The organism is Nocardioides sp. JS614, from assembly GCF_000015265.1.
Lineage (GTDB): Bacteria > Actinomycetota > Actinomycetes > Propionibacteriales > Nocardioidaceae > Nocardioides.
The window spans coordinates 2,525,850-2,543,156 of record NC_008699.1 but is presented as its reverse complement, the minus strand read 5'-3'; the positions used below and the strand labels follow the sequence as shown (position 1 = coordinate 2,543,156).

The 17,307-nt window shown below is 70.7% G+C and carries 18 protein-coding genes; 3 read left to right on the top strand and 15 right to left on the bottom strand.

Translation table 11 applies throughout. The annotated features are described in order from the left end of the window. Nucleotides 1–109 precede the first annotated feature (109 nt). From ruvB to ruvC, 3 genes are read right to left on the bottom strand one after another with little or no spacing between them, the layout of a single operon-like run. Nucleotides 110–1,192 (bottom strand): Holliday junction branch migration DNA helicase RuvB, encoded by a 1,083-nt coding sequence (gene ruvB, locus NOCA_RS13565; protein ID WP_011755833.1) that lies wholly within the window; start codon nucleotides 1,190–1,192, stop codon nucleotides 110–112. A gap of 4 nt (nucleotides 1,193–1,196) precedes the next feature. Further along, nucleotides 1,197–1,799 carry a Holliday junction branch migration protein RuvA gene (gene ruvA, locus NOCA_RS13560; protein ID WP_011755832.1) on the bottom strand — a complete coding sequence of 201 codons (603 nt, stop codon included), beginning with the start codon at nucleotides 1,797–1,799 and terminating at the stop codon, nucleotides 1,197–1,199. Continuing rightward, nucleotides 1,796–2,329, bottom strand: a complete 534-nt coding sequence (ruvC, locus tag NOCA_RS13555) for a crossover junction endodeoxyribonuclease RuvC (RefSeq protein ID WP_011755831.1) — start codon at nucleotides 2,327–2,329, stop codon at nucleotides 1,796–1,798. The genes ruvA and ruvC overlap by 4 nt, the downstream gene beginning before the upstream one ends. A 315-nt stretch (nucleotides 2,330–2,644) precedes the next feature. Here ruvC and NOCA_RS13550 point away from each other — a divergent pair, with 315 nt between their 5' ends. Continuing rightward, complete coding sequence (locus NOCA_RS13550; RefSeq protein ID WP_011755830.1) at nucleotides 2,645–3,640, top strand: type IV toxin-antitoxin system AbiEi family antitoxin domain-containing protein; 996 nt, start codon at nucleotides 2,645–2,647, stop codon at nucleotides 3,638–3,640. Nucleotides 3,641–3,748: 108 nt separating this feature from the next. On the opposite strand, the gene NOCA_RS13545 is transcribed toward NOCA_RS13550, so the two are convergent. The 8 genes from NOCA_RS13545 to NOCA_RS13510 form a co-directional block, all read right to left on the bottom strand. Beyond that, nucleotides 3,749–4,528 carry a YebC/PmpR family DNA-binding transcriptional regulator gene (locus NOCA_RS13545; RefSeq protein ID WP_011755829.1) on the bottom strand — a complete coding sequence of 260 codons (780 nt, stop codon included), beginning with the start codon at nucleotides 4,526–4,528 and terminating at the stop codon, nucleotides 3,749–3,751. Nucleotides 4,529–4,537: 9 nt separating this feature from the next. Then, nucleotides 4,538–5,143 (bottom strand): pyridoxal 5'-phosphate synthase glutaminase subunit PdxT, encoded by a 606-nt coding sequence (gene pdxT, locus NOCA_RS13540; RefSeq protein ID WP_011755828.1) that lies wholly within the window; start codon nucleotides 5,141–5,143, stop codon nucleotides 4,538–4,540. Next, nucleotides 5,140–6,069 carry a pyridoxal 5'-phosphate synthase lyase subunit PdxS gene (gene pdxS, locus NOCA_RS13535; protein ID WP_011755827.1) on the bottom strand — a complete coding sequence of 310 codons (930 nt, stop codon included), beginning with the start codon at nucleotides 6,067–6,069 and terminating at the stop codon, nucleotides 5,140–5,142. Before pdxS ends, pdxT begins: the two co-directional genes overlap by 4 nt. Before the next feature lie 3 nt (nucleotides 6,070–6,072). Then, entirely contained in the window at nucleotides 6,073–6,693 is a 621-nt protein-coding gene (gene pgsA / locus NOCA_RS13530) for a phosphatidylinositol phosphate synthase (RefSeq protein WP_011755826.1), read from the bottom strand. A 30-nt stretch (nucleotides 6,694–6,723) separates the two neighbouring features. Next, nucleotides 6,724–7,911 carry an ROK family transcriptional regulator gene (locus NOCA_RS13525; RefSeq protein ID WP_011755825.1) on the bottom strand — a complete coding sequence of 396 codons (1,188 nt, stop codon included), beginning with the start codon at nucleotides 7,909–7,911 and terminating at the stop codon, nucleotides 6,724–6,726. A gap of 5 nt (nucleotides 7,912–7,916) precedes the next feature. Further along, nucleotides 7,917–9,176, bottom strand: a complete 1,260-nt coding sequence (locus NOCA_RS13520; protein WP_011755824.1) for a sugar ABC transporter permease — start codon at nucleotides 9,174–9,176, stop codon at nucleotides 7,917–7,919. Further along, complete coding sequence (locus NOCA_RS13515; protein WP_011755823.1) at nucleotides 9,173–9,931, bottom strand: ATP-binding cassette domain-containing protein; 759 nt, start codon at nucleotides 9,929–9,931, stop codon at nucleotides 9,173–9,175. The genes NOCA_RS13520 and NOCA_RS13515 overlap by 4 nt, the downstream gene beginning before the upstream one ends. A 91-nt stretch (nucleotides 9,932–10,022) precedes the next feature. Beyond that, complete coding sequence (locus tag NOCA_RS13510; RefSeq protein ID WP_011755822.1) at nucleotides 10,023–11,153, bottom strand: sugar ABC transporter substrate-binding protein; 1,131 nt, start codon at nucleotides 11,151–11,153, stop codon at nucleotides 10,023–10,025. A 410-nt stretch (nucleotides 11,154–11,563) separates the two neighbouring features. On the opposite strand from NOCA_RS13510, the gene xylA reads away from it, so the two are divergent. Beyond that, nucleotides 11,564–12,727, top strand: coding sequence for a xylose isomerase (gene xylA / locus NOCA_RS13505; RefSeq protein WP_011755821.1), 1,164 nt, complete (start codon nucleotides 11,564–11,566; stop codon nucleotides 12,725–12,727). A 24-nt stretch (nucleotides 12,728–12,751) separates the two neighbouring features. Here xylA and NOCA_RS13500 read toward each other — a convergent pair whose 3' ends face one another. From NOCA_RS13500 to NOCA_RS13490, 3 genes are all read right to left on the bottom strand, one after another. Beyond that, nucleotides 12,752–13,372: an antibiotic biosynthesis monooxygenase gene (locus NOCA_RS13500; protein WP_011755820.1), complete on the bottom strand. Its 621-nt coding sequence runs from the start codon at nucleotides 13,370–13,372 to the stop codon at nucleotides 12,752–12,754. A 92-nt stretch (nucleotides 13,373–13,464) separates the two neighbouring features. Next, nucleotides 13,465–14,244 (bottom strand): inositol monophosphatase family protein, encoded by a 780-nt coding sequence (locus NOCA_RS13495; RefSeq protein ID WP_011755819.1) that lies wholly within the window; start codon nucleotides 14,242–14,244, stop codon nucleotides 13,465–13,467. Continuing rightward, complete coding sequence (locus NOCA_RS13490; RefSeq protein ID WP_011755818.1) at nucleotides 14,241–14,765, bottom strand: HIT family protein; 525 nt, start codon at nucleotides 14,763–14,765, stop codon at nucleotides 14,241–14,243. Before NOCA_RS13490 ends, NOCA_RS13495 begins: the two co-directional genes overlap by 4 nt. A gap of 23 nt (nucleotides 14,766–14,788) precedes the next feature. Between NOCA_RS13490 and NOCA_RS13485 the strand changes: the two genes are divergently transcribed. Next, nucleotides 14,789–15,274, top strand: coding sequence for a GNAT family N-acetyltransferase (locus NOCA_RS13485; protein ID WP_011755817.1), 486 nt, complete (start codon nucleotides 14,789–14,791; stop codon nucleotides 15,272–15,274). 10 nt (nucleotides 15,275–15,284) lie between these two features. Here NOCA_RS13485 and thrS read toward each other — a convergent pair whose 3' ends face one another. Beyond that, nucleotides 15,285–17,291, bottom strand: a complete 2,007-nt coding sequence (thrS, locus tag NOCA_RS13480) for a threonine--tRNA ligase (RefSeq protein ID WP_011755816.1) — start codon at nucleotides 17,289–17,291, stop codon at nucleotides 15,285–15,287. Nucleotides 17,292–17,307: the final 16 nt, after the last annotated feature.

The following is a 17,307-nucleotide window of genomic DNA, read 5'->3' as shown; positions in this document are numbered from 1 at the left end:
TGCGAGCGTGCGCACCGAGTGCGCGACCCGGACCGGACCGGCCGACGGGCAAGCATAACCGGGCCGGCGGGCGGCGCCGCGAATCCGGGCCCCCCTGCGGCCCGGCGCGTCAGTCCTCGAAGAGTGGCGGATCGCTCTCGGGAAGTGTCAGCGTCGGAGGAGCCGTGAGACCGAGGTGCTCCCAGGCGGCCGGGGTGGCCACCCGGCCCCGCGGGGTCCGCGCCAAGAAGCCGTTGCGGACCAAGAAGGGCTCCGCGACCTCCTCCACGGTCTCGCGCTCCTCACCGACCGCCACGGCCAGGGTGGAGATGCCGACCGGCCCGCCACCGAAGCGCCGGCACAGCACGTCCAGGACGCCGCGGTCCAGCCGGTCGAGCCCGAGCTGGTCGACCTCGTAGAGGTCGAGCGCGTCCTGGGCGACCGGCAAGGTGACCACGCCGTCCGCGCGGACTTGGGCGAAGTCGCGGACCCGGCGCAGCAGCCGGTTGGCGATCCGCGGCGTACCGCGCGAGCGCGAGGCGATCTCGGCGGTCCCGTCCGGGAGGACGTGCACGTCGAGCAGCCGGGCCGAGCGCTGCACGATCAGGTCCAGCTCATCGGGCTCGTAGAACTCCAGGTGGGCGGTGAAGCCGAACCGGTCTCGAAGCGGGCCGGGCAGCAGCCCTGCCCGGGTGGTCGCCCCGACCAGGGTGAAGGGCGGGATCTCCAACGGGATCGCGGTGGCGCCGGGGCCCTTCCCGATGACGACGTCGACCCGGAAGTCCTCCATCGCCATGTAGAGCATCTCCTCGGCCGGCCGCGACATCCGGTGGATCTCATCGACGAAGAGGACGTCACCCTCGTTCATGCCGGAGAGGATCGCGGCCAGGTCGCCGGCATGCGTGATCGCCGGACCGCTGGTCAGCCGCAGCGGCGCACCCATCTCGCTGGCGATGATCATCGCCAGCGTGGTCTTGCCGAGACCCGGCGGGCCGGAGAGCAGCACGTGGTCGGGAGCCCGGCCACGCCGGCGTGCGGCCTCGAGCACCAGCCCGAGCTGGTCGCGCACCCGGACCTGGCCGACCACCTCGTCGAGGGTGCGCGGCCGCAGCGCCGCCTCGACGGCCCGCTCGTCGCCGTCCGCCTCAGCAGCGGTGAGCGAGCGGACGTGCACCTCCTCGGCCTGGTCGAGGTCCTCCTCGTGGAACGTCATCGGCTCAGGCCTTGCTCAGCGTCCGCAGGGCCGCCCGCAAGAGCGCGGCGACGTCCGGGACGTCGCCCGCCTCGGGGGCGACGGCAGCCACGGCCTTCTCGGCGTCGCGGACCGGCCAGCCCAGGCCCACCAGGCCCTGATGGACCTGGTCTCGCCAGACGGCTCCTGCCGGCGCCGGAACGCCGGCCGAGCGCCCGGCACCGGTGGGTGCCCCGATCCGGTCCCTGAGCTCCAGGATGATCCGCTGGGCGCCCTTCTGGCCGATGCCCGGCACCCGGGTCAGGGTCTTGACGTCGTCCCCGGTGATGGCCAGGCGCAGGTCGTCGGTGGAGAGCACGGCGAGCATCGCCTGGGCGAGCTTCGGGCCGACGCCGGAGGCGGTCTGCAACAGCTCGAAGGTCTGCTTCTCGTCCTCGTCGGCGAACCCGAAGAGCGTCAGGGAGTCCTCCCGGACCACCATGCTGGTCGGGAGCGCGGCCTGTTGACCGACCCGGAGGGTGGCCAGCGTGCCGGGTGTGCACATGATGTCGAGGCCGACGCCGCCGACCTCGAGCACGGCGCTCGACAGGGTCACGGCCGCCACCTGGCCGCGCACGAACGCGATCATCGTCTGCTCCTCACTTGCTGTCGGGCTGCGGTCACCGCGGCGTCGATCCGGGCCTGGGCGCCACCGCGCCAGATGTGGGTGATGGCCAGTGCCAGCGCGTCGGCGGCGTCGGCCGGCTTGGGCATCACGTCGAGCCGGAGGATCCGGGTCACCATCGCGCCGACCTGGGCCTTGCCCGCCCGGCCGTTGCCCGACACGGCGGCCTTGACCTCGCTGGGCGTGTGCAGCCCGATCGGCAGGCCACGCCGCGCGGCAACCACCATCGCGACGCCACTCGCCTGCGCCGTGCCCATCACCGTGCTGACGTCGGACCGGGCGAAGACCCGCTCGATCGCGACCGCGTCCGGGGCGTGCTCCTCGATCCAGGCCTCCACGCCCCGCTCGATGGTCACCAGGCGCTCGGGCACCGGTAGATCGGCGGAGGTGCGCAGCACGTTCACGTCGACCAGCGTCAGCGGTCGACCGACCGAGCCGTCCACGACGCCCATCCCACAGCGGGTCAGGCCGGGATCGATCCCGAGCACGCGCATGCCGCCAGCCTCCGTCCGAACAGGTGTTCGGAGGCCACGCTATCCGGCGAGTCCCTCCGATGCCTGCAGGACACGCCCGGGTGCGCGGGTTGCGGATCGTGCCGCTGCCGCGGGCTCCGGGACCCGAACCGCTGTAACGCCCGTTTACCCTGCCTACCCACCATGCTGCAGCGGGGTCGGCGGAAGAGGTAACACGGCGTTACGGCTGACGGACGGCGCCCGCCGGACGTCCACATCGACCGGGCGATCCAGGTTCTCCACAGCCGCGCAATCCGCCGATGCAAGCGCCCCCCGGCTTGGGCGAGCCTCTCCGGCATGTTCGATCGATACCCCCTCCTGCATCCGGACCGGCACGGTCTGATCACCCGCCGTGGGGCGAGGGCCGCCGGGCTCGACGATGCCGACCTGCGACACCTGGTGAAGCACGGCCGGCTGATCCGGATGCGGCGCGGGGTGTTCGTCGAGGCGGAGCACTGGAACATGCTCGACGAGTTCCGTGGCCGCCCCCTGCTGCGGGTCCGGGCCGCACAGGAATCTCTGCAGCGCGACCACGTGCTGAGCCACGACTCGGCGGCCTTGGTGCTCGAGCTCGGGTGCCCGGACCCCCGGACGGCGCTCGTCCACGTCACCCGCCCCAAAGTCCACGGTGACGCAGACCGCGCCGGCATCAAGCATCACCTCGCGCCGTACTCCGCCGACCAGGTGCTGGTGGTCGACGGCCTGCAGGTCCTTGACCCGGCGCGCACCGCGCTCGACATGGCGCGCGAGCACGGGCTGGTCGCCGGTGTCGCGTGCTGCGACGCCGCGCTCCGCCGCGGCGCCACCTGCACCGATCTCGACCGGGCCCGTCAGGCGATGCGCTGCTGGCCTGGCAGCCGAGTGATGGACGCTGCCGTCAGGCTCGCCGATCGCGGCGCCGAGTCGTGGTTGGAGTCCGAGGCTCGGGTCTTCGTGACCTCGCTCGGCATCGGCCGCCCCCAGACCCAGTTCGGGTTGACCGACGGCAGCCGCACGGTCTGGTGCGACATGAGGGTCGGCCGTCACATCTTCGAGGCGGACGGACGACTCAAGTACACGGCCGCCAACGCGCTCGGCCAGGACCCGGAGGCGGTGCTCTGGAACGAGAAGGAGCGTCAGGACTTCATCCTCGGCTTCAAACTCGGGGTCTCCAGAATCACGGCCTTCGACTGCCGCGCCGGGGCGCGGGCCGCCCGCCAGCGGCTGCTGCGGGAGCACGCCGACACCTGTGCCCGCTTCGGCACCGACATCAGCGACCTCGCGCCGTACGTCGTCCGTCGGACCGGGCCCTGAGCGACCACCGCGAGCTGTAACGCCCGTTTACCCCAGCTAGCCACCGTGTTGCAGCAGGGTCGGCACAAGGGGTAACCCGGCGTTACAGCGAACGGCGGCCGGCCCTCGCTACGCGTCGATGGAGTCCAGGACGTCGTCGGGGATGTCGGCGTTGGTGAACACGTTCTGGACGTCGTCCAGGTCGTCGACCGCGTCGATCAGGCGGAACACCTTGCCCGCGACGTCGGTCTCGGCCACCGGGATGTCGAGGGTGGCCACGAACTGCACCTCGGCGGAGTCGTAGTCGATGCCCGCGGCCTGCAGCGCCGTACGCACCGCGACGACGTCGGAGGCCTCCGACTGGATCTCGAAGCTCTCCCCGAGGTCGTCGACCTCCTCCGCGCCCGCATCGAGGGTCGCCTCGAGGATGTCGTCCTCGCTGATCTCCCAGGGCTTGCCGCCGCGCTCCTGCTCCTTCTCGACCACCACGACGCCCTTGCGGGTGAACAGCCGCGAGACCGAGCCGGGGTCGGCCATCGTGCCGCCGTTGCGGGTGACCGCGGTGCGGACCTCCATCGCCGCGCGGTTGCGGTTGTCGGTGAGGCACTCGACGAGCAGCGCCACGCCCTGCGGTCCGTAGGCCTCGTACATGATCGTCTCGTAGTCGACGCCGCCGCTCTCGAGGCCACCGCCGCGCTTGACCGCGGAGTCGATGTTCTTGTTCGGGACCGACTGCTTCTTGGCCTTCTGGATGGCGTCGTAGAGGGTCGGGTTGCCGGCCGGGTCGGGGCCGCCCATCTTGGCTGCGATCTCGATGTTCTTGATCAGCTTGGCGAACAGCTTGCCGCGCTTGGCGTCGATCGCCGCCTTCTTGTGCTTGGTGGTCGCCCACTTGGAGTGGCCAGACATGGCGTATCCCTATCTCTCCTCGGTGACCAGGTCCACGAACAGCCGGTGGACCCGGGAGTCGCCACCCACCTCGGGGTGGAACGACGTCGCCATCAGCGAACCCTGACGGACCGCGACGATCCTACCCGCGGCCTCGCCCTGCTCGACACGCGCGAGCACCTCGACCGAGTCGCCCACGGCCTCCACCCAGGGCGCGCGGATGAAGACCGCGTGCAGGGGCGCGTCGAGGCCGACGACGTCGATCTCACCCTCGAACGACTCGACCTGGCGCCCGAACGCGTTGCGCCGCACCGTGATGTCCAGGCCGCCGAGCGTCTCCTGGTCGCGGGTGCCGTCCTCGATCCGGTCCGCGAGCATGATCATGCCGGCGCACGTCCCGAAGGCGGGCATGCCCTCCTTGATCCGCTGCCGGATCGGCTCGAACAGGTCGAAGGTGCGAGCCAGCTTGGCCATCGTGGTCGACTCGCCACCTGGGATCACCAGGCCCGCGCACACGTCCAGCTCGGCGGGACGGCGTACGGCGATCGCCTCGACACCGAGGCCGGTGAGCATCCCGAGGTGCTCGCGGACGTCGCCCTGGAGGGCGAAGACACCGATCGTGGGGGCGGTCGTCACCAGCCGCGCTCGGCGAGCCGGTGCGGCTGGGGAAGCTCCTCGACGTTGATGCCGACCATGGCCTCACCGAGACCGCGGGAGACCTTCGCGACCACGTCGGGGTCGTCGTGGAAGGTGGTGGCCTTCACGATCGCCTCGGCACGCTGGGCGGGGTTGCCGGATTTGAAGATGCCCGAGCCGACGAAGACGCCCTCAGCGCCGAGCTGCATCATCATCGCCGCGTCCGCCGGGGTGGCGATCCCGCCCGCGGTGAACAGCACGACGGGCAGCTTGCCGCGCTCGGCGACCTCCTTGACCAGGTCGTACGGCGCCTGCAGCTCCTTGGCGGCCACGTAGAGCTCGTCGGACTCGAGGGCACCCAGCCGCCGGATCTCGCGTCGGATCGTGCGCATGTGGGTCACGGCGTTGGACACGTCGCCGGTGCCGGCCTCGCCCTTGGAGCGGATCATCGCCGCGCCCTCGGTGATCCGCCGCAGCGCCTCGCCCAGGTTGGTGGCACCGCACACGAACGGCACGGTGAAGGCCCACTTGTCGATGTGGTTGGCGTAGTCGGCGGGCGTGAGCACCTCGGACTCGTCGACGTAGTCGACGCCGAGCGACTGCAGCACCTGCGCCTCGGCGAAGTGCCCGATCCGGGCCTTGGCCATCACCGGGATCGAGACCGCCTCGATGATCCCGTCGATCATGTCGGGGTCGCTCATCCGCGACACCCCGCCCTGCGCCCGGATGTCGGCCGGGACCCGCTCGAGCGCCATCACGGCCACCGCTCCGGCGTCCTCGGCGATCTTCGCCTGCTCCGGCGTGACCACGTCCATGATCACGCCCCCCTTGAGCATCTCGGCCATGCCGCGCTTGACGCGGGTGGTGCCGGTGGTGCCGGTGGTGGGGGTGCTGGCGGTGCTGTCAGGGGTGGGGCTGTCGACCATGCCTCAGATTCTAGTGCGGGCCTCGGCGATCGCTTGCTTCCGGACCACCCAGACGCGCTGCCCGACCGTGATCGTGGAGGCGATCGCCAGCGCCCAGAGCGCGATGTAGAGCAGCACGGGCAGGTCGAAGATCGCGCTGAAGCCGGTCATCACGAGGATCGCGACCAGCCGGTCGGCGCGCTCGGCTATGCCGACCTTCACCGAGAACCCGAGGGTCTCGCCACGGGAGCGGGCGTACGACGTCACGCCGCCCATCAGCAGGCAGACCAGGCTGAGCACCAGGTAGAGCCGGCTCGGCTCCTCCCACGCGAAGTACAGCGCGAGGCCGATGAAGATCGCGCCGTCGCCGACCCGGTCGAGCGTGGAGTCCCAGAACGCCCCGAACTTGCTGACCCGCCCCATCGTGCGCGCCATGTAGCCGTCGAGGAGGTCGCTGAAGACGAACGCGGTGATCACCAGGACGCCGGTGAGCAGCCGGCCCTGGGGGAAGAAGACCAGGGCGCCGGCGCACACCCCGAGCGTGCCGACCAGGGTCACGGCGTCGGGGCTCACCCCCATCCGGATCAGCAGATGGGCGATCGGCGAGATCACCTTGGTCCAGAAGGCGCGGAAACGTTCGAGCATGGCGGCAGCAGGCTACCGGGCCGGAGCCCCTCAGCTGGCGTTTGGCACGGCCTGGGGGTGGTCGAGCACCGGCGCGAAGGCCAGCTCGGCGGCGCCGATCAGCGGGGAGTCGACACCGAACTGGGCGGCGCGGATCAAGACGTCGTCGCGCGGCATCATCGTGCTCCGCGCCATCGCCTCGTTGACGGTTGCCTCCGCTGCCTTCCACACCTGCGCCAGGCAGCCACCGAGCACCACGATCTCGGGATCGAACAGGTTGACGATCCCGCGCAGGCCGACACCGCACCACTCCGCGACCTCCGCGACCGCGTCTGCGGCGCGCTGCTCCCCCGCCCGGGCCGCCTCGATGACCTCGGCGATCGCGGGCGGTCCGCCGCCGGGCAGTCGGCCCGCAAGCCGCAGCAGCACGTTCTCCCCCACCTTGGTCTCCCAGCAGCCGACGGCACCGCACCGGCAGACCGGGCCCTGGCTGTCGACCTGCATGTGGCCGACCTCGCCGGCGTACCCGCGCGCGCCGGCCAGTGGCCGGCCCGCCATCAGGAAGCCGCCGCCGATGCCGACGCTGGCGCTGAGGTAGACCGCCTCGGAGTAGCCGATCGCGACCCCCCGCACGTGCTCGGCGAGCGCGCCCAGGTCGGCGTCGTTCCCCGTGGCCACCGGCCGGTCGAGCCGCGCGGCCAGCAGGTCGGTGAACGGCTCCTCCACCCAGCCGAGGTTCGGCGCGAACCGGACGAAGCCGTCGGCAGCCCGGACCGCACCCGGTACGGCGACGCCGACGCCGAGGCACCGCACCCGGTGGCCGGCCCCGGCGAGGATGTCCTCCACCATCTGGGCGACCGCGTCGACGACATGTGCGACGTCGTGCTCGCCCCGCTGGTGGCGACGGTCGCGCCGGTCGAGGACCTCACCGCCGAGACCCACGAGGGCCACCGCGATCCGATCCACCCCCACGTCGACCGCGACGACGACGTTGTCCTCCCGCGGCACCACCAGGTGCGACGGACGTCCCGAGCGCCCACCCACCGCCGAGGTCTCCTCCGAGACCAGCCCGAGGCTCTGCAGCTCGCCGGTGAGCGCACCGATCGTGCTGCGGTTGAGCCCGAGCTGGCGGGTGAGGACCGCGCGGGTCGTCGGACCGCGCGTGTGCACCGTCTGCAGGATCGCGCGGAGATTCGCGCGCCGCAGCTCGTCGGTGCCGACTCCGGTGGGGGTGGGCATCGAGATCAGGCCCGTCCGGTGGCGGTCGCTCGCCTGCGACTGATCGCGTCGACACTGGCGGCCACGAGCAGCACCAGGCCGGTGACGATGTACTTCCGGCTGTCGGGCTGGTTCAGCAGCCCCATGCCGTTGGCGATCACCGCCACGACGGTGCCGCCGATCAAGGCGTCGATGACGCGTCCTTTGCCCCCGAACAGACTGGTGCCGCCGATGACGGCCGCGCCCACGGCGTACAGCAGGATCGTGCTGCCTCCGGTGACGTTGTTCACCCCGCCGCTGTAGCTCGCGAGCATGATGCCGCCGACGGCCGCGACCGTGGAGCCCAGCACGAAGCAGCTCAGCTTGATCATCGCGACGTTGATGCCGGCACGGCGCGCCGCCTCGGCGTTGCCGCCGACCGCGTAGACGTGACTGCCCCACTTGGTCCTGCTCAACAGTGCGCCGAGCACGAGGGCGAGCCCGATCAGGATGAGCAGTGAGATCGGGACGCCCTTGATCGACTTGATGTGTGCGTTCGGGCTGCGCTCGATCGAGAGGTAGAACACGACCAGGATGGTGATGACGGCGAGGCCGCCCGACTTCAGTGCCCAGAGGAGCGTCGGCTGGCTGGTCAGGCCGTGGCGCCGCCGACGCCGGTTGCTCAGGAACGTCGACGTCGCGTAGAGCCCGACCAGGGCGACCGCGATCACCCATCCGAGCCAGACCGAGATGGTCTCGCTGTTGAGCTTCGCGACGAACTCGCCGGAGTCGATCGAGCCCTTCTCGCCGATGATCGAGAGCATGACGCCCTGCAGGCCGAGGAACATGGCCAGCGTCACGACGAACGACGGGATGCCGAGCCAGGCGACGATCAGGCCGATGCCGGTGCCGATCACCATGCCGGTGGCGAGACAGGCCAGGATCGCCAGGGGGGTCGGCCAGCCCTGCTCGGTGAGCAGGAGGGACATCACGGCGGCGGCCGTGCCGCCCGTGTAGCCCGCCGAGAGGTCGATCTCGCCGAGCAGCAGCACGAAGACCATCCCCATCGCGATGATCGTGACGCCCGCCGACTGCTGGATCAGGTTGCCGAAGTTGAACGCCTTGGTAAAGGTCTCGGGCCGCAGGCTGGAGAACACGATGACCAGCGCGACGAGTCCGAGGATCGCCGGAAGCGAGCCGACGTCGCCGCCTCGGAGCTTGGCCAGATACTCCTTCACCAGGCCGCCGACGGTGGCGCGGCTGTGGGTGTCCTGGCGGTCGTGGATCTCTTCGGTCGCGACGCTCATGCCGCATCCCCCTCGTTCACCTTGCCGGTCGTGATCGCCGCGATGACCCGCTCACGGCTGGTGGTGGCGACATCCACCTGGCCGACCATCTGGCCGAGGTAGAGGACGGCGATGTCGTCGGCGACCTGGAAGACCTCGTTGAGGTTGTGGCTGATCAGCACGACCCCGAGGCCACGGTCGGCGAGCCGGCGGACCAGCTTGAGGACCTGCTCGGTCTGTGCGACGCCCAGTGCTGCGGTCGGCTCGTCGAGGATGACGATCTTGGAGTTCCAGAGCACGGCGCGTGCGATGGCGACCGTCTGGCGCTGGCCACCCGAGAGGGCGGCGACGTGCGTGCGTACCGATTGGAGGGTGCGGACGGAGAGGCCGTCGAGCGTCTCTCGGGCACGCGCCTCCATCGTGTCCTCGTCGACCATGCCGCCCTTGGTCAGCTCGCGACCGAGGAACATGTTGTGCACGACGTCGAGGTTGTCGCACAGGGCGAGGTCCTGGTACACGACCTCGATGCCCAGTGCGTTCGAGTCACGAGGGTTCTTCACGTGGACGGGGTTGCCCTCGAACGCGTAGTCGCCCTCGTCGAACGGGTGGATGCCCGCGATCCCCTTGATCAGGGTGCTCTTCCCGGCCCCGTTGTCGCCGACCAGCGCCGTGACGCGACCGGGTCGTACCGTCAGATCGACGCCCTGCAACACATGCACGGCGCCGAAGCTCTTCTGAACGCCGCGCAGCTCCAGCAGCGGCTCTCCACTCGACATTTGCGTCCCCTCCGGGGTTGATCGTGGAACGGGAGCCCGCCCAGCCGGGCGGGCCCCCGTGTCTCAAGCTGTCAGACGACCACGACGGCGGTCACGCGACTCCGTACTTCTTGCAGAGGTCCTCGATACCCTTGCAGATGTCGGCGGCGTTCGCCTGGCCGGCGGCGACCACGTCCTTGACCGTGTCCGCGGTGATCCAGACCGGGGTGGCGAGCACCGACGGCACGTCGACACCGAGCACCGAGTCGTTGACGGAGCCGGTCGCGATCGTCGACGGGTCCTCGCCCTTGATGATCGCGATCGCCAGGTCGGCAGCGGCCTTGGCCTCGATCGAGGTGTCCTTGAAGACGGTGCCGGCCTGGTAGCCCAGCAGCACGTTGGCGAGACCCTCGGCGGTCGCGTCCTGGCCGGTCACCAGGATCTTGCCCTCGACGCCCGCGGCCTTCTCACGGGCGATGACGCCACCGGCCATCCCGTCGTTGGCGGTGACGAGCCCGACCAGGTCGGGGTGCGCGGCGTAGAACTGGTCGAAGACCTTGCCGGCGGTGTCCGGGTCCCATTCACCGGTCTGGTCGCCGACGACCGTGTAGCTGCCGTCGTCCTTGATGACCTGCTCGTAGCCCTGCTTGAACAGCGTGGCGTTGTTGTCGGTCGCGGCGCCGTTGATGAAGGCGATGTTGCCGCTCTTCTCGCCCTTGGCCTGGAGGGCGTCGATGAGGCCCTGACCCTGCAGCGCGCCGACCTTCACGTTGTCGAACGACACGTAGTAGTCCGCGCCGCCGCCCAGGGTGAGACGGTCGTAGTCGATGACGGCGATGCCCGCGTTCTTGGCCTTGTCGATGCAGGCCTTGCCCGAGTCCGGGTCGAGGTCGGTCTCGATGAGGACCTGGACGCCCTCGGTGATCATCTGGTCACAGAGCTGACCGAACGTGTCCGGCGAGCCCTCGGCGTTCTGGATGATCGACTCCAGGCCCGCTGCCTTGAAGGCGGCCTCGAGGTTCGGCCGGTCCTGCGTCTCCCAGCGGACCGAGGTCTTCGAGTCCGGAAGGATCACGCCGACCTTCCCGGTGACCTCCGGTGCGGACGACTCGCTGGTGCCGTTGGTGCTCTCACTGCCGGTGTCGCCGCCGTCGGAGTCGCTGCCGCACGCGGCGAGCGACCCGAAGGCGAGCGCTCCTACTGCAACGAGGGACGCGAGCCGCGCCCCCTGGATCCTGACCATTCCTCGACCTCCATGGCTTGGACCCGATGATGTGACGACCATCACCGGATATGTTGTGGCGGACAACTTACTGAGCACCACCACCCCCGGCAAGGGGACCAGGTGCCCGGGTTTTGTTGCACGATCAAACCAAGTCGTCACAGGCGGGGCCGTGATCGAATCGTGACCGAACGGGTCCCACGGACTAGTCCGCCAGGTCGGACGGACCGCGTCCGACGCGGTGCAACGCCCCGGCGACCGGTCGCCCGCGAAATCGATCTCGAACCTGGTGGCCAGGAGGGTGACGTGACGACGGTCACCGAGTATGTTGTGGTCGCCAACATATCCGGGTCCCATGGCCCTACCCCGCCCGTGGCCGCACCGGTTCCGTTGCTCCATCCACCCGTACTCACCCGGAGGCACCAGGCACCATGACCGAGTCGAGCTTCAGCCCCACGCGCGACGACCACTTCACCTTCGGCCTGTGGACCGTGGGGTGGCAGGGCGTCGACGTCTTCGGCACCGCGATCCGCCCGGTCCTCGAGCCGGCCGAGGCGATCCACCGGCTCAGCGACCTCGGCGCGTACGGCGTGACGTTCCACGACAACGACGTGTTCCCCTTCGACGCGGACGCCACCACCAAGGAGCAGCACCTCGCACCGTTCCGCAAGGCGCTCGAGGAGACCGGCCTGGTGGTCCCCATGGTCACCACGAACCTGTTCTCCCACCCGGTGTTCCGCGACGGCGGCTTCACCAACAACCACCGCGACGTACGCCGGTTCGCGATCCGCAAGGCCGCCGACCAGATCGATCTGGCCGCCGAGCTCGGCGCCAAGATCTTCGTCGCCTGGGGCGGCCGCGAGGGAGCCGAGTCGGGGGCGGCGAAGGACATCAAGTCGGCGCTGTCGCGCTACAAGGAGGCCTTCGACCTGCTCGGCGCCTACGTGCTGGAGCAGGGCTACGACCTGCGCTTCGCGATCGAGCCCAAGCCCAACGAGCCGCGCGGCGACATCCTGCTGCCGACCGTCGGCCACGCCCTGGCGTTCATCAACGAGCTCGAGCACCCCGAGCTGGTCGGCCTCAACCCCGAGGTCGGGCACGAGGAGATGGCGTCCCTGAACTACGCGCACGGCCTGGCCCAGGCGCTGTGGCACGGCAAGCTCTTCCACATCGACCTCAACGGCCAGCACGGCCCCCGCTACGACCAGGACCTCCGCTTCGGCGCCGGCAACGCACGCGGCGCGTTCTGGACCGTCGACATCGTCGAGAACGGCGGCTACGAGGGCCCGCGGCACTTCGACTACAAGCCACCGCGCACCGAGGACATGGACGGTGTCTGGGTCTCCGCCGAGGCGTGCATGCGCAACTACCTGATCCTGCGCGAGAAGGTACGTGCCTTCCGCGCCGACCCCGAGGTGCAGCAGGCCCTGAAGGACGCCCGGGTCGACCAGCTCGCGGTCCCGACCGTGGCCGCCGGCGAGTCGCTCGCCGACCTGCGCGCCGAGGCGTTCGATCCCGACCAGGCCGCCCAGCGTGGCATGGGCTTCGAGAAGCTCGACCAGCTCGCCCTGGAGCACCTGTACGGCGTGCGCTGAGCTCGCCGCGCGGCCGGGCTCAGCTCAGACCAGCTCGGGAAGGTGCAGGTGCGCCAGCACCAGGTCGAACTCGGCCACGTCCATCACGTCGACGCCCGACTCGCGCACGCCGGCGTCCCGGATCGCCCAGCTGCGGTCCCGGCTGCTCTCCATGGCCGCGCGTGAGTCGTAGGTCGTCGTACTGCATGCCCGGCCGGCCCTCCGGTCCACCAGGAGGCTCGCGCTGCAGAACCCGGGCAGCTCGGCCATCGCGGGCAGCAGCGCGGTGCGGTACAGCTCGACGCCGCGCCCGACGTCGGTGTGGTTGAGCCGCAGCCAGGTGACCCGGCAGCACGAGCCCGCCGCGGCCCGGTGGTCGCGGTGCATGACCGCGACCTCCCACACCGCCGCCTCGGGCGGGGCGCCCATGATCTCGGCGGCCCGGGCCCGGCTCCCTGTCAGCAGCCGGTCGCTCGCGTCCAGGTCCTCGGCCGAGCGCCACGAGCTGGTGACGATCACCTGGCCGGTCTCGGGGTCGGCGAGCATGGACATCCCGAGGCAGCCCTCGATCGCGTCGAGCATGGGCATCACGTCGTCGCGGACGTAGTCGATGCCGGCGGCCAGCCGGCTGGGGTCACCCATGAAGGTGATCGAACGTGCGTGCATGGCTGTGCCTCCCGCCTCGGGACGGCGCCCGGATGGCGTCGCCGGACGGTGACCACGCTCCTCCCCCGTCAGCCGATCCGCAACGAACAACCTCAGCCGGTCGCCTCCAGGGCGGCGCAGACGTCCGCCACGGCGCGCGGCGCACCCGCAGCCGACCAGCGCACACCTGCAGCGTCCACGTGCGCGGTCGCTCCGCCCACCCCGAGGATCAGCGCGGCGCCGGGCAGGTCGTCCCAGGGTGGCAACGAGTGCTGGCACCGGACGTGCAGCTGACCCGACGCGATCGCGGTGGCGTCCATCGACGCCGAACCGAGCATCCGCAGGGTCGCCGCGCCGCCCACCAGGCGGGTGAAGGCCGCGCCGACCTCCGCGCCGTACGACGGCGGATGCAGGTAGGTCGTCAGGCAGGCCGCGGCGAGTCGGCGGTCGTCGAGGGCGGGCAACGCGACGCCGTCCACGGTCGTCGGGAGGCCCGGCCCACCGACGAAGGTCCGCCCGGAGGCCGGGTGGTGGACGGCCCCGAGCACGAGGTCGTCACCATCGGTCAGCGCGAGCGCGGAGCACCACCAGTCCAGGCCGGCCACGAAGTTGTAGGTGCCGTCGACCGGGTCGATCACCCAGGTGCGGCCCGACGTACCCTCGCTCGCCGCGCCCTCCTCCCCCAGCACGCCGTCGCGGGGTCGCTCGGCCGCGAGGGCGTCGACGACGAGTCGCTCGGCGGCGTGGTCGGCAGCGGTCACGACGTCGGAGATCGAGGTCTTGGTCGCGGCCTCGAGCCCCTCGGCGCGCATCCGGGCCGCCAGGGTGCCGGCGTCGCGGACCAGGCGGGCGGCGAGGGCGGCGTCCTCGGCCAGGCTCGGGTCCGGGCTCACGCCCAGGCCTCGACGAGCAGGCGGCGCGTGTCCGCGAGCAGCTGCGGGAGCGTCTTGGTGCCGCCGAGCACGGTGATGAAGTTGGCGTCCCCGGACCAGCGGGGCACCACGTGCTGGTGGAGGTGCTGCGAGAGCGAGCCGCCCGCGACCCCGCCGAGGTTGACCCCGATGTTGAAGGCGTGCGGGCCGGCGATCTCGCGCAGCACCCGGACCGCCTGCTGGGTGGTCGTCATCAGCTCGGTCACCTCCTCGACGCTGAGGTCCTCCAGCTCGGCGACGTGCCGGTGCGGCAGCACCATCAGGTGCCCGGGGTTGTAGGGGTGCAGGTTGAGGACGACGAAGCAGGTCTCGCCGCGGTGCACGACGAGGCTGTCCTCGGGCGCCATGTGCTCCATCGCGCAGAACGGGCAGCCGTCGCCGTCGACCGGGATGCTCGGGACGATGTAGGCCATCCGGTGCGGTGTCCAGAGCCGGTCGAAGCCCTCGAACCCGTCGCGCTCGTGGCCGGCAGGGTCGGTCATGGGCCCAACCCTAGGGTGGACCCGTGAGTGACCCGACGCTGCGTCCCGCCCGCGACGACGACATGGCGGTGGCCGCGGACATCTGGCACCGCGGGTGGCACCTGGCGCACGCCGGGCACGTGCCCGAGGGCCTCACCGCCGCCCGGACCCTGGCGGCCTTCCACGAACGGACGCCCGGTCGGGTCGCCGACACCACGGTGGCCGAGGTCGACGGCGGCCTGGCCGGGTTCATCATGATCGCGGACGACGAGCTGGAACAGCTCTTCGTCGATCCGGCCCGGCACGGCTCCGGCGTGGCGGCTCCGCTGCTCGCGGAGGCCGAGCGGCAGATCGCCGCGGCGGGACATGCCGAGGCGTGGCTCGCCGTGGTGGCCGGCAACGCCCGCGCGCGGCGGTTCTACGAGAAGCACGGCTGGCGCGACGGTGGCGACCTGCCCTACGAGGTCACCGCCGGCGGCACGACGTACGTCTCGCCGTGCCGCCGCTACGTGAAGAGCCTCCGGGCGTAGCCGCCTGCCGCTACACCTGCTCGCGGCTCGCGACCGCGTCGGCGACCCGGCGGATCGCCTCGTCGAGGGGAACGCCGTTGTCCTGGCGCCCGTCGCGGTAGCGGAAGGAGACCGCGCCGGCCGCGACGTCGTCGTCGCCGGCGATCATCATGAACGGCACCTTCAGGAGCTGGGCGTTGCGGATCTTCTTCTGCATCCGGTCGTCGGAGTCGTCGACCTCGACCCGCAGCCCCTGGGCCTGCATCCGCTTGGCCACGTCGTAGAGGTAGTCGTTGTGCCGCTCGGCGATCGGGATCGCCTGCACCTGCACGGGCGCCAGCCACGGAGGAAAGGCGCCGGCGTAGTGCTCCACGAGCACGCCGATGAACCGCTCGATCGAGCCGAACTTGGCGGAGTGGATCATCACCGGCTGCTGACGCGAGCCGTCGGCGGCGGTGTAGTGGAGGTCGAACCGGTCCGCCGAGGGCTGGTTGAAGTCGTACTGGATCGTCGACATCTGCCAGGTCCGGCCGATCGCGTCACGCGCCTGCACGGAGACCTTCGGCCCGTAGTACGCCGCCCCGCCCGGGTCGGGGACCAGCTCCAGGCCCGAGGCGATGCAGACGTCCTCGAGCACCTTGGTCGCGACCGCCCAGTCCTCGTCCGACCCGATGAACTTGTCGGGCTTGGAGTCGTCCCGGGTGGACAGCTCGAGGTAGAAGTCGTCCAGGCCGAAATCGCGGAACAGCCCGAGGCAGAAGTCGAGGAGGTGCTTGATCTCCGCCGGCGCCTGCTCCTTGGTGACGTACGAGTGCGAGTCATCCTGGGCGAACCCCCGGACGCGGGTCAGCCCGTGGATCACGCCGGACTTCTCGTGCCGGTAGACGTGTCCGAACTCGAACAGCCGCAGCGGCAGCTCGCGGTAGGAGCGCTGCCGCGACCGGAAGATCAGGTTGTGCATCGGGCAGTTCATCGCCTTGAGCCGGTAGTCCATGCCGTCGACGTCGAGGGGCGGGAACATCGCCTCCCCGTAGTACGGCAGGTGCCCGGAGGTGTAGAACAGGCCCTCCTTGGCGATGTGCGGGGTCCCGACGTACTCGAAGCCCTCCTCGACGTGGCGCTGGCGGACGTAGTCCTCCATCACCCGCTTGATCACCCCGCCCTTGGGGTGGAACACGGGGAGACCGGACCCGATCTCGTCCGGGAAGCTGAACAGGTCGAGGTCGCGCCCGAGCTTGCGGTGGTCGCGCCGCTCGGCCTCCTCGATCCGGTGCAGGTGCTCCTCGAGGGCGTCCTTGGACTCCCAGGCGGTGCCGTAGATGCGCTGGAGCTGCTTGTTCTTCTCGTTCCCGCGCCAGTACGCCGCGGCGGTGCGCATCAGCTTGAACGCCGGGATCCGCTTGGTGGTGGGCAGGTGCGGGCCACGGCACAGGTCGCTCCACGCGACGTCGCCGTTGCGGCGGATGTTGTCGTAGATCGTCAGCTCGCCGGCACCGACCTCGACGCTCGCACCCTCGACGGCCTCTGTGGTCGAGCCGGTCGAGGCGCCGGACCCCTTCAGGCCGATCAGCTCGATCTTGTAGGGCTCGTCCCGCAGCTCGCTGATCGCGTCGGCGTCGGTGGTGACCCGGCGGGAGAACCGCTGGCCCTCCTTGATGATCTTGCGCATCGCGGTCTCGATCTTGTCGAGGTCCGCAGGGTTGAAGGGGGTATCGACGTCGAAGTCGTAGTAGAAGCCGTTCTCGACCGGCGGGCCGATACCGAGCTTGGCGTCCGGGAACAGCTGCTGGACCGCCTGGGCCATGACGTGCGCGGTGGAGTGGCGCAGGATGTCGTGCCCGTCGGGGCTGTCGATGGCCACGGGCTCGACCTGGTCGCCGTCGGCGAGCTCGTGGGCGAGGTCTCGCAACGCGCCGTTCACCCGGGCCGCGATCACCGACGGGTCGTCCTGGAAGAGCTCCCATGCCTTGGTGCCCGTCGTGACCGTCCGCTCCTCACGCGCGTCGGCGTGGGTGAGGGCGATCTTCAGGTCGGACACGGTGACTCCTGGGGCG

Coding starts and splice junctions, on each gene's coding strand:
- ruvB (WP_011755833.1), bottom strand. CDS start 1,192: ATGACGTTCCACGAGGAGGACCTCGACCAGGCCGAGGAGGTGCACGTC.
- ruvA (WP_011755832.1), bottom strand. CDS start 1,799: ATGATCGCGTTCGTGCGCGGCCAGGTGGCGGCCGTGACCCTGTCGAGC.
- ruvC (WP_011755831.1), bottom strand. CDS start 2,329: ATGCGCGTGCTCGGGATCGATCCCGGCCTGACCCGCTGTGGGATGGGC.
- NOCA_RS13550 (WP_011755830.1), top strand. CDS start 2,645: ATGTTCGATCGATACCCCCTCCTGCATCCGGACCGGCACGGTCTGATC.
- NOCA_RS13545 (WP_011755829.1), bottom strand. CDS start 4,528: ATGTCTGGCCACTCCAAGTGGGCGACCACCAAGCACAAGAAGGCGGCG.
- pdxS (WP_011755827.1), bottom strand. CDS start 6,069: ATGGTCGACAGCCCCACCCCTGACAGCACCGCCAGCACCCCCACCACC.
- pgsA (WP_011755826.1), bottom strand. CDS start 6,693: ATGCTCGAACGTTTCCGCGCCTTCTGGACCAAGGTGATCTCGCCGATC.
- NOCA_RS13525 (WP_011755825.1), bottom strand. CDS start 7,911: ATGCCCACCCCCACCGGAGTCGGCACCGACGAGCTGCGGCGCGCGAAT.
- NOCA_RS13520 (WP_011755824.1), bottom strand. CDS start 9,176: ATGAGCGTCGCGACCGAAGAGATCCACGACCGCCAGGACACCCACAGC.
- NOCA_RS13515 (WP_011755823.1), bottom strand. CDS start 9,931: ATGTCGAGTGGAGAGCCGCTGCTGGAGCTGCGCGGCGTTCAGAAGAGC.
- NOCA_RS13510 (WP_011755822.1), bottom strand. CDS start 11,153: ATGGTCAGGATCCAGGGGGCGCGGCTCGCGTCCCTCGTTGCAGTAGGA.
- xylA (WP_011755821.1), top strand. CDS start 11,564: ATGACCGAGTCGAGCTTCAGCCCCACGCGCGACGACCACTTCACCTTC.
- NOCA_RS13500 (WP_011755820.1), bottom strand. CDS start 13,372: ATGCACGCACGTTCGATCACCTTCATGGGTGACCCCAGCCGGCTGGCC.
- NOCA_RS13490 (WP_011755818.1), bottom strand. CDS start 14,765: ATGACCGACCCTGCCGGCCACGAGCGCGACGGGTTCGAGGGCTTCGAC.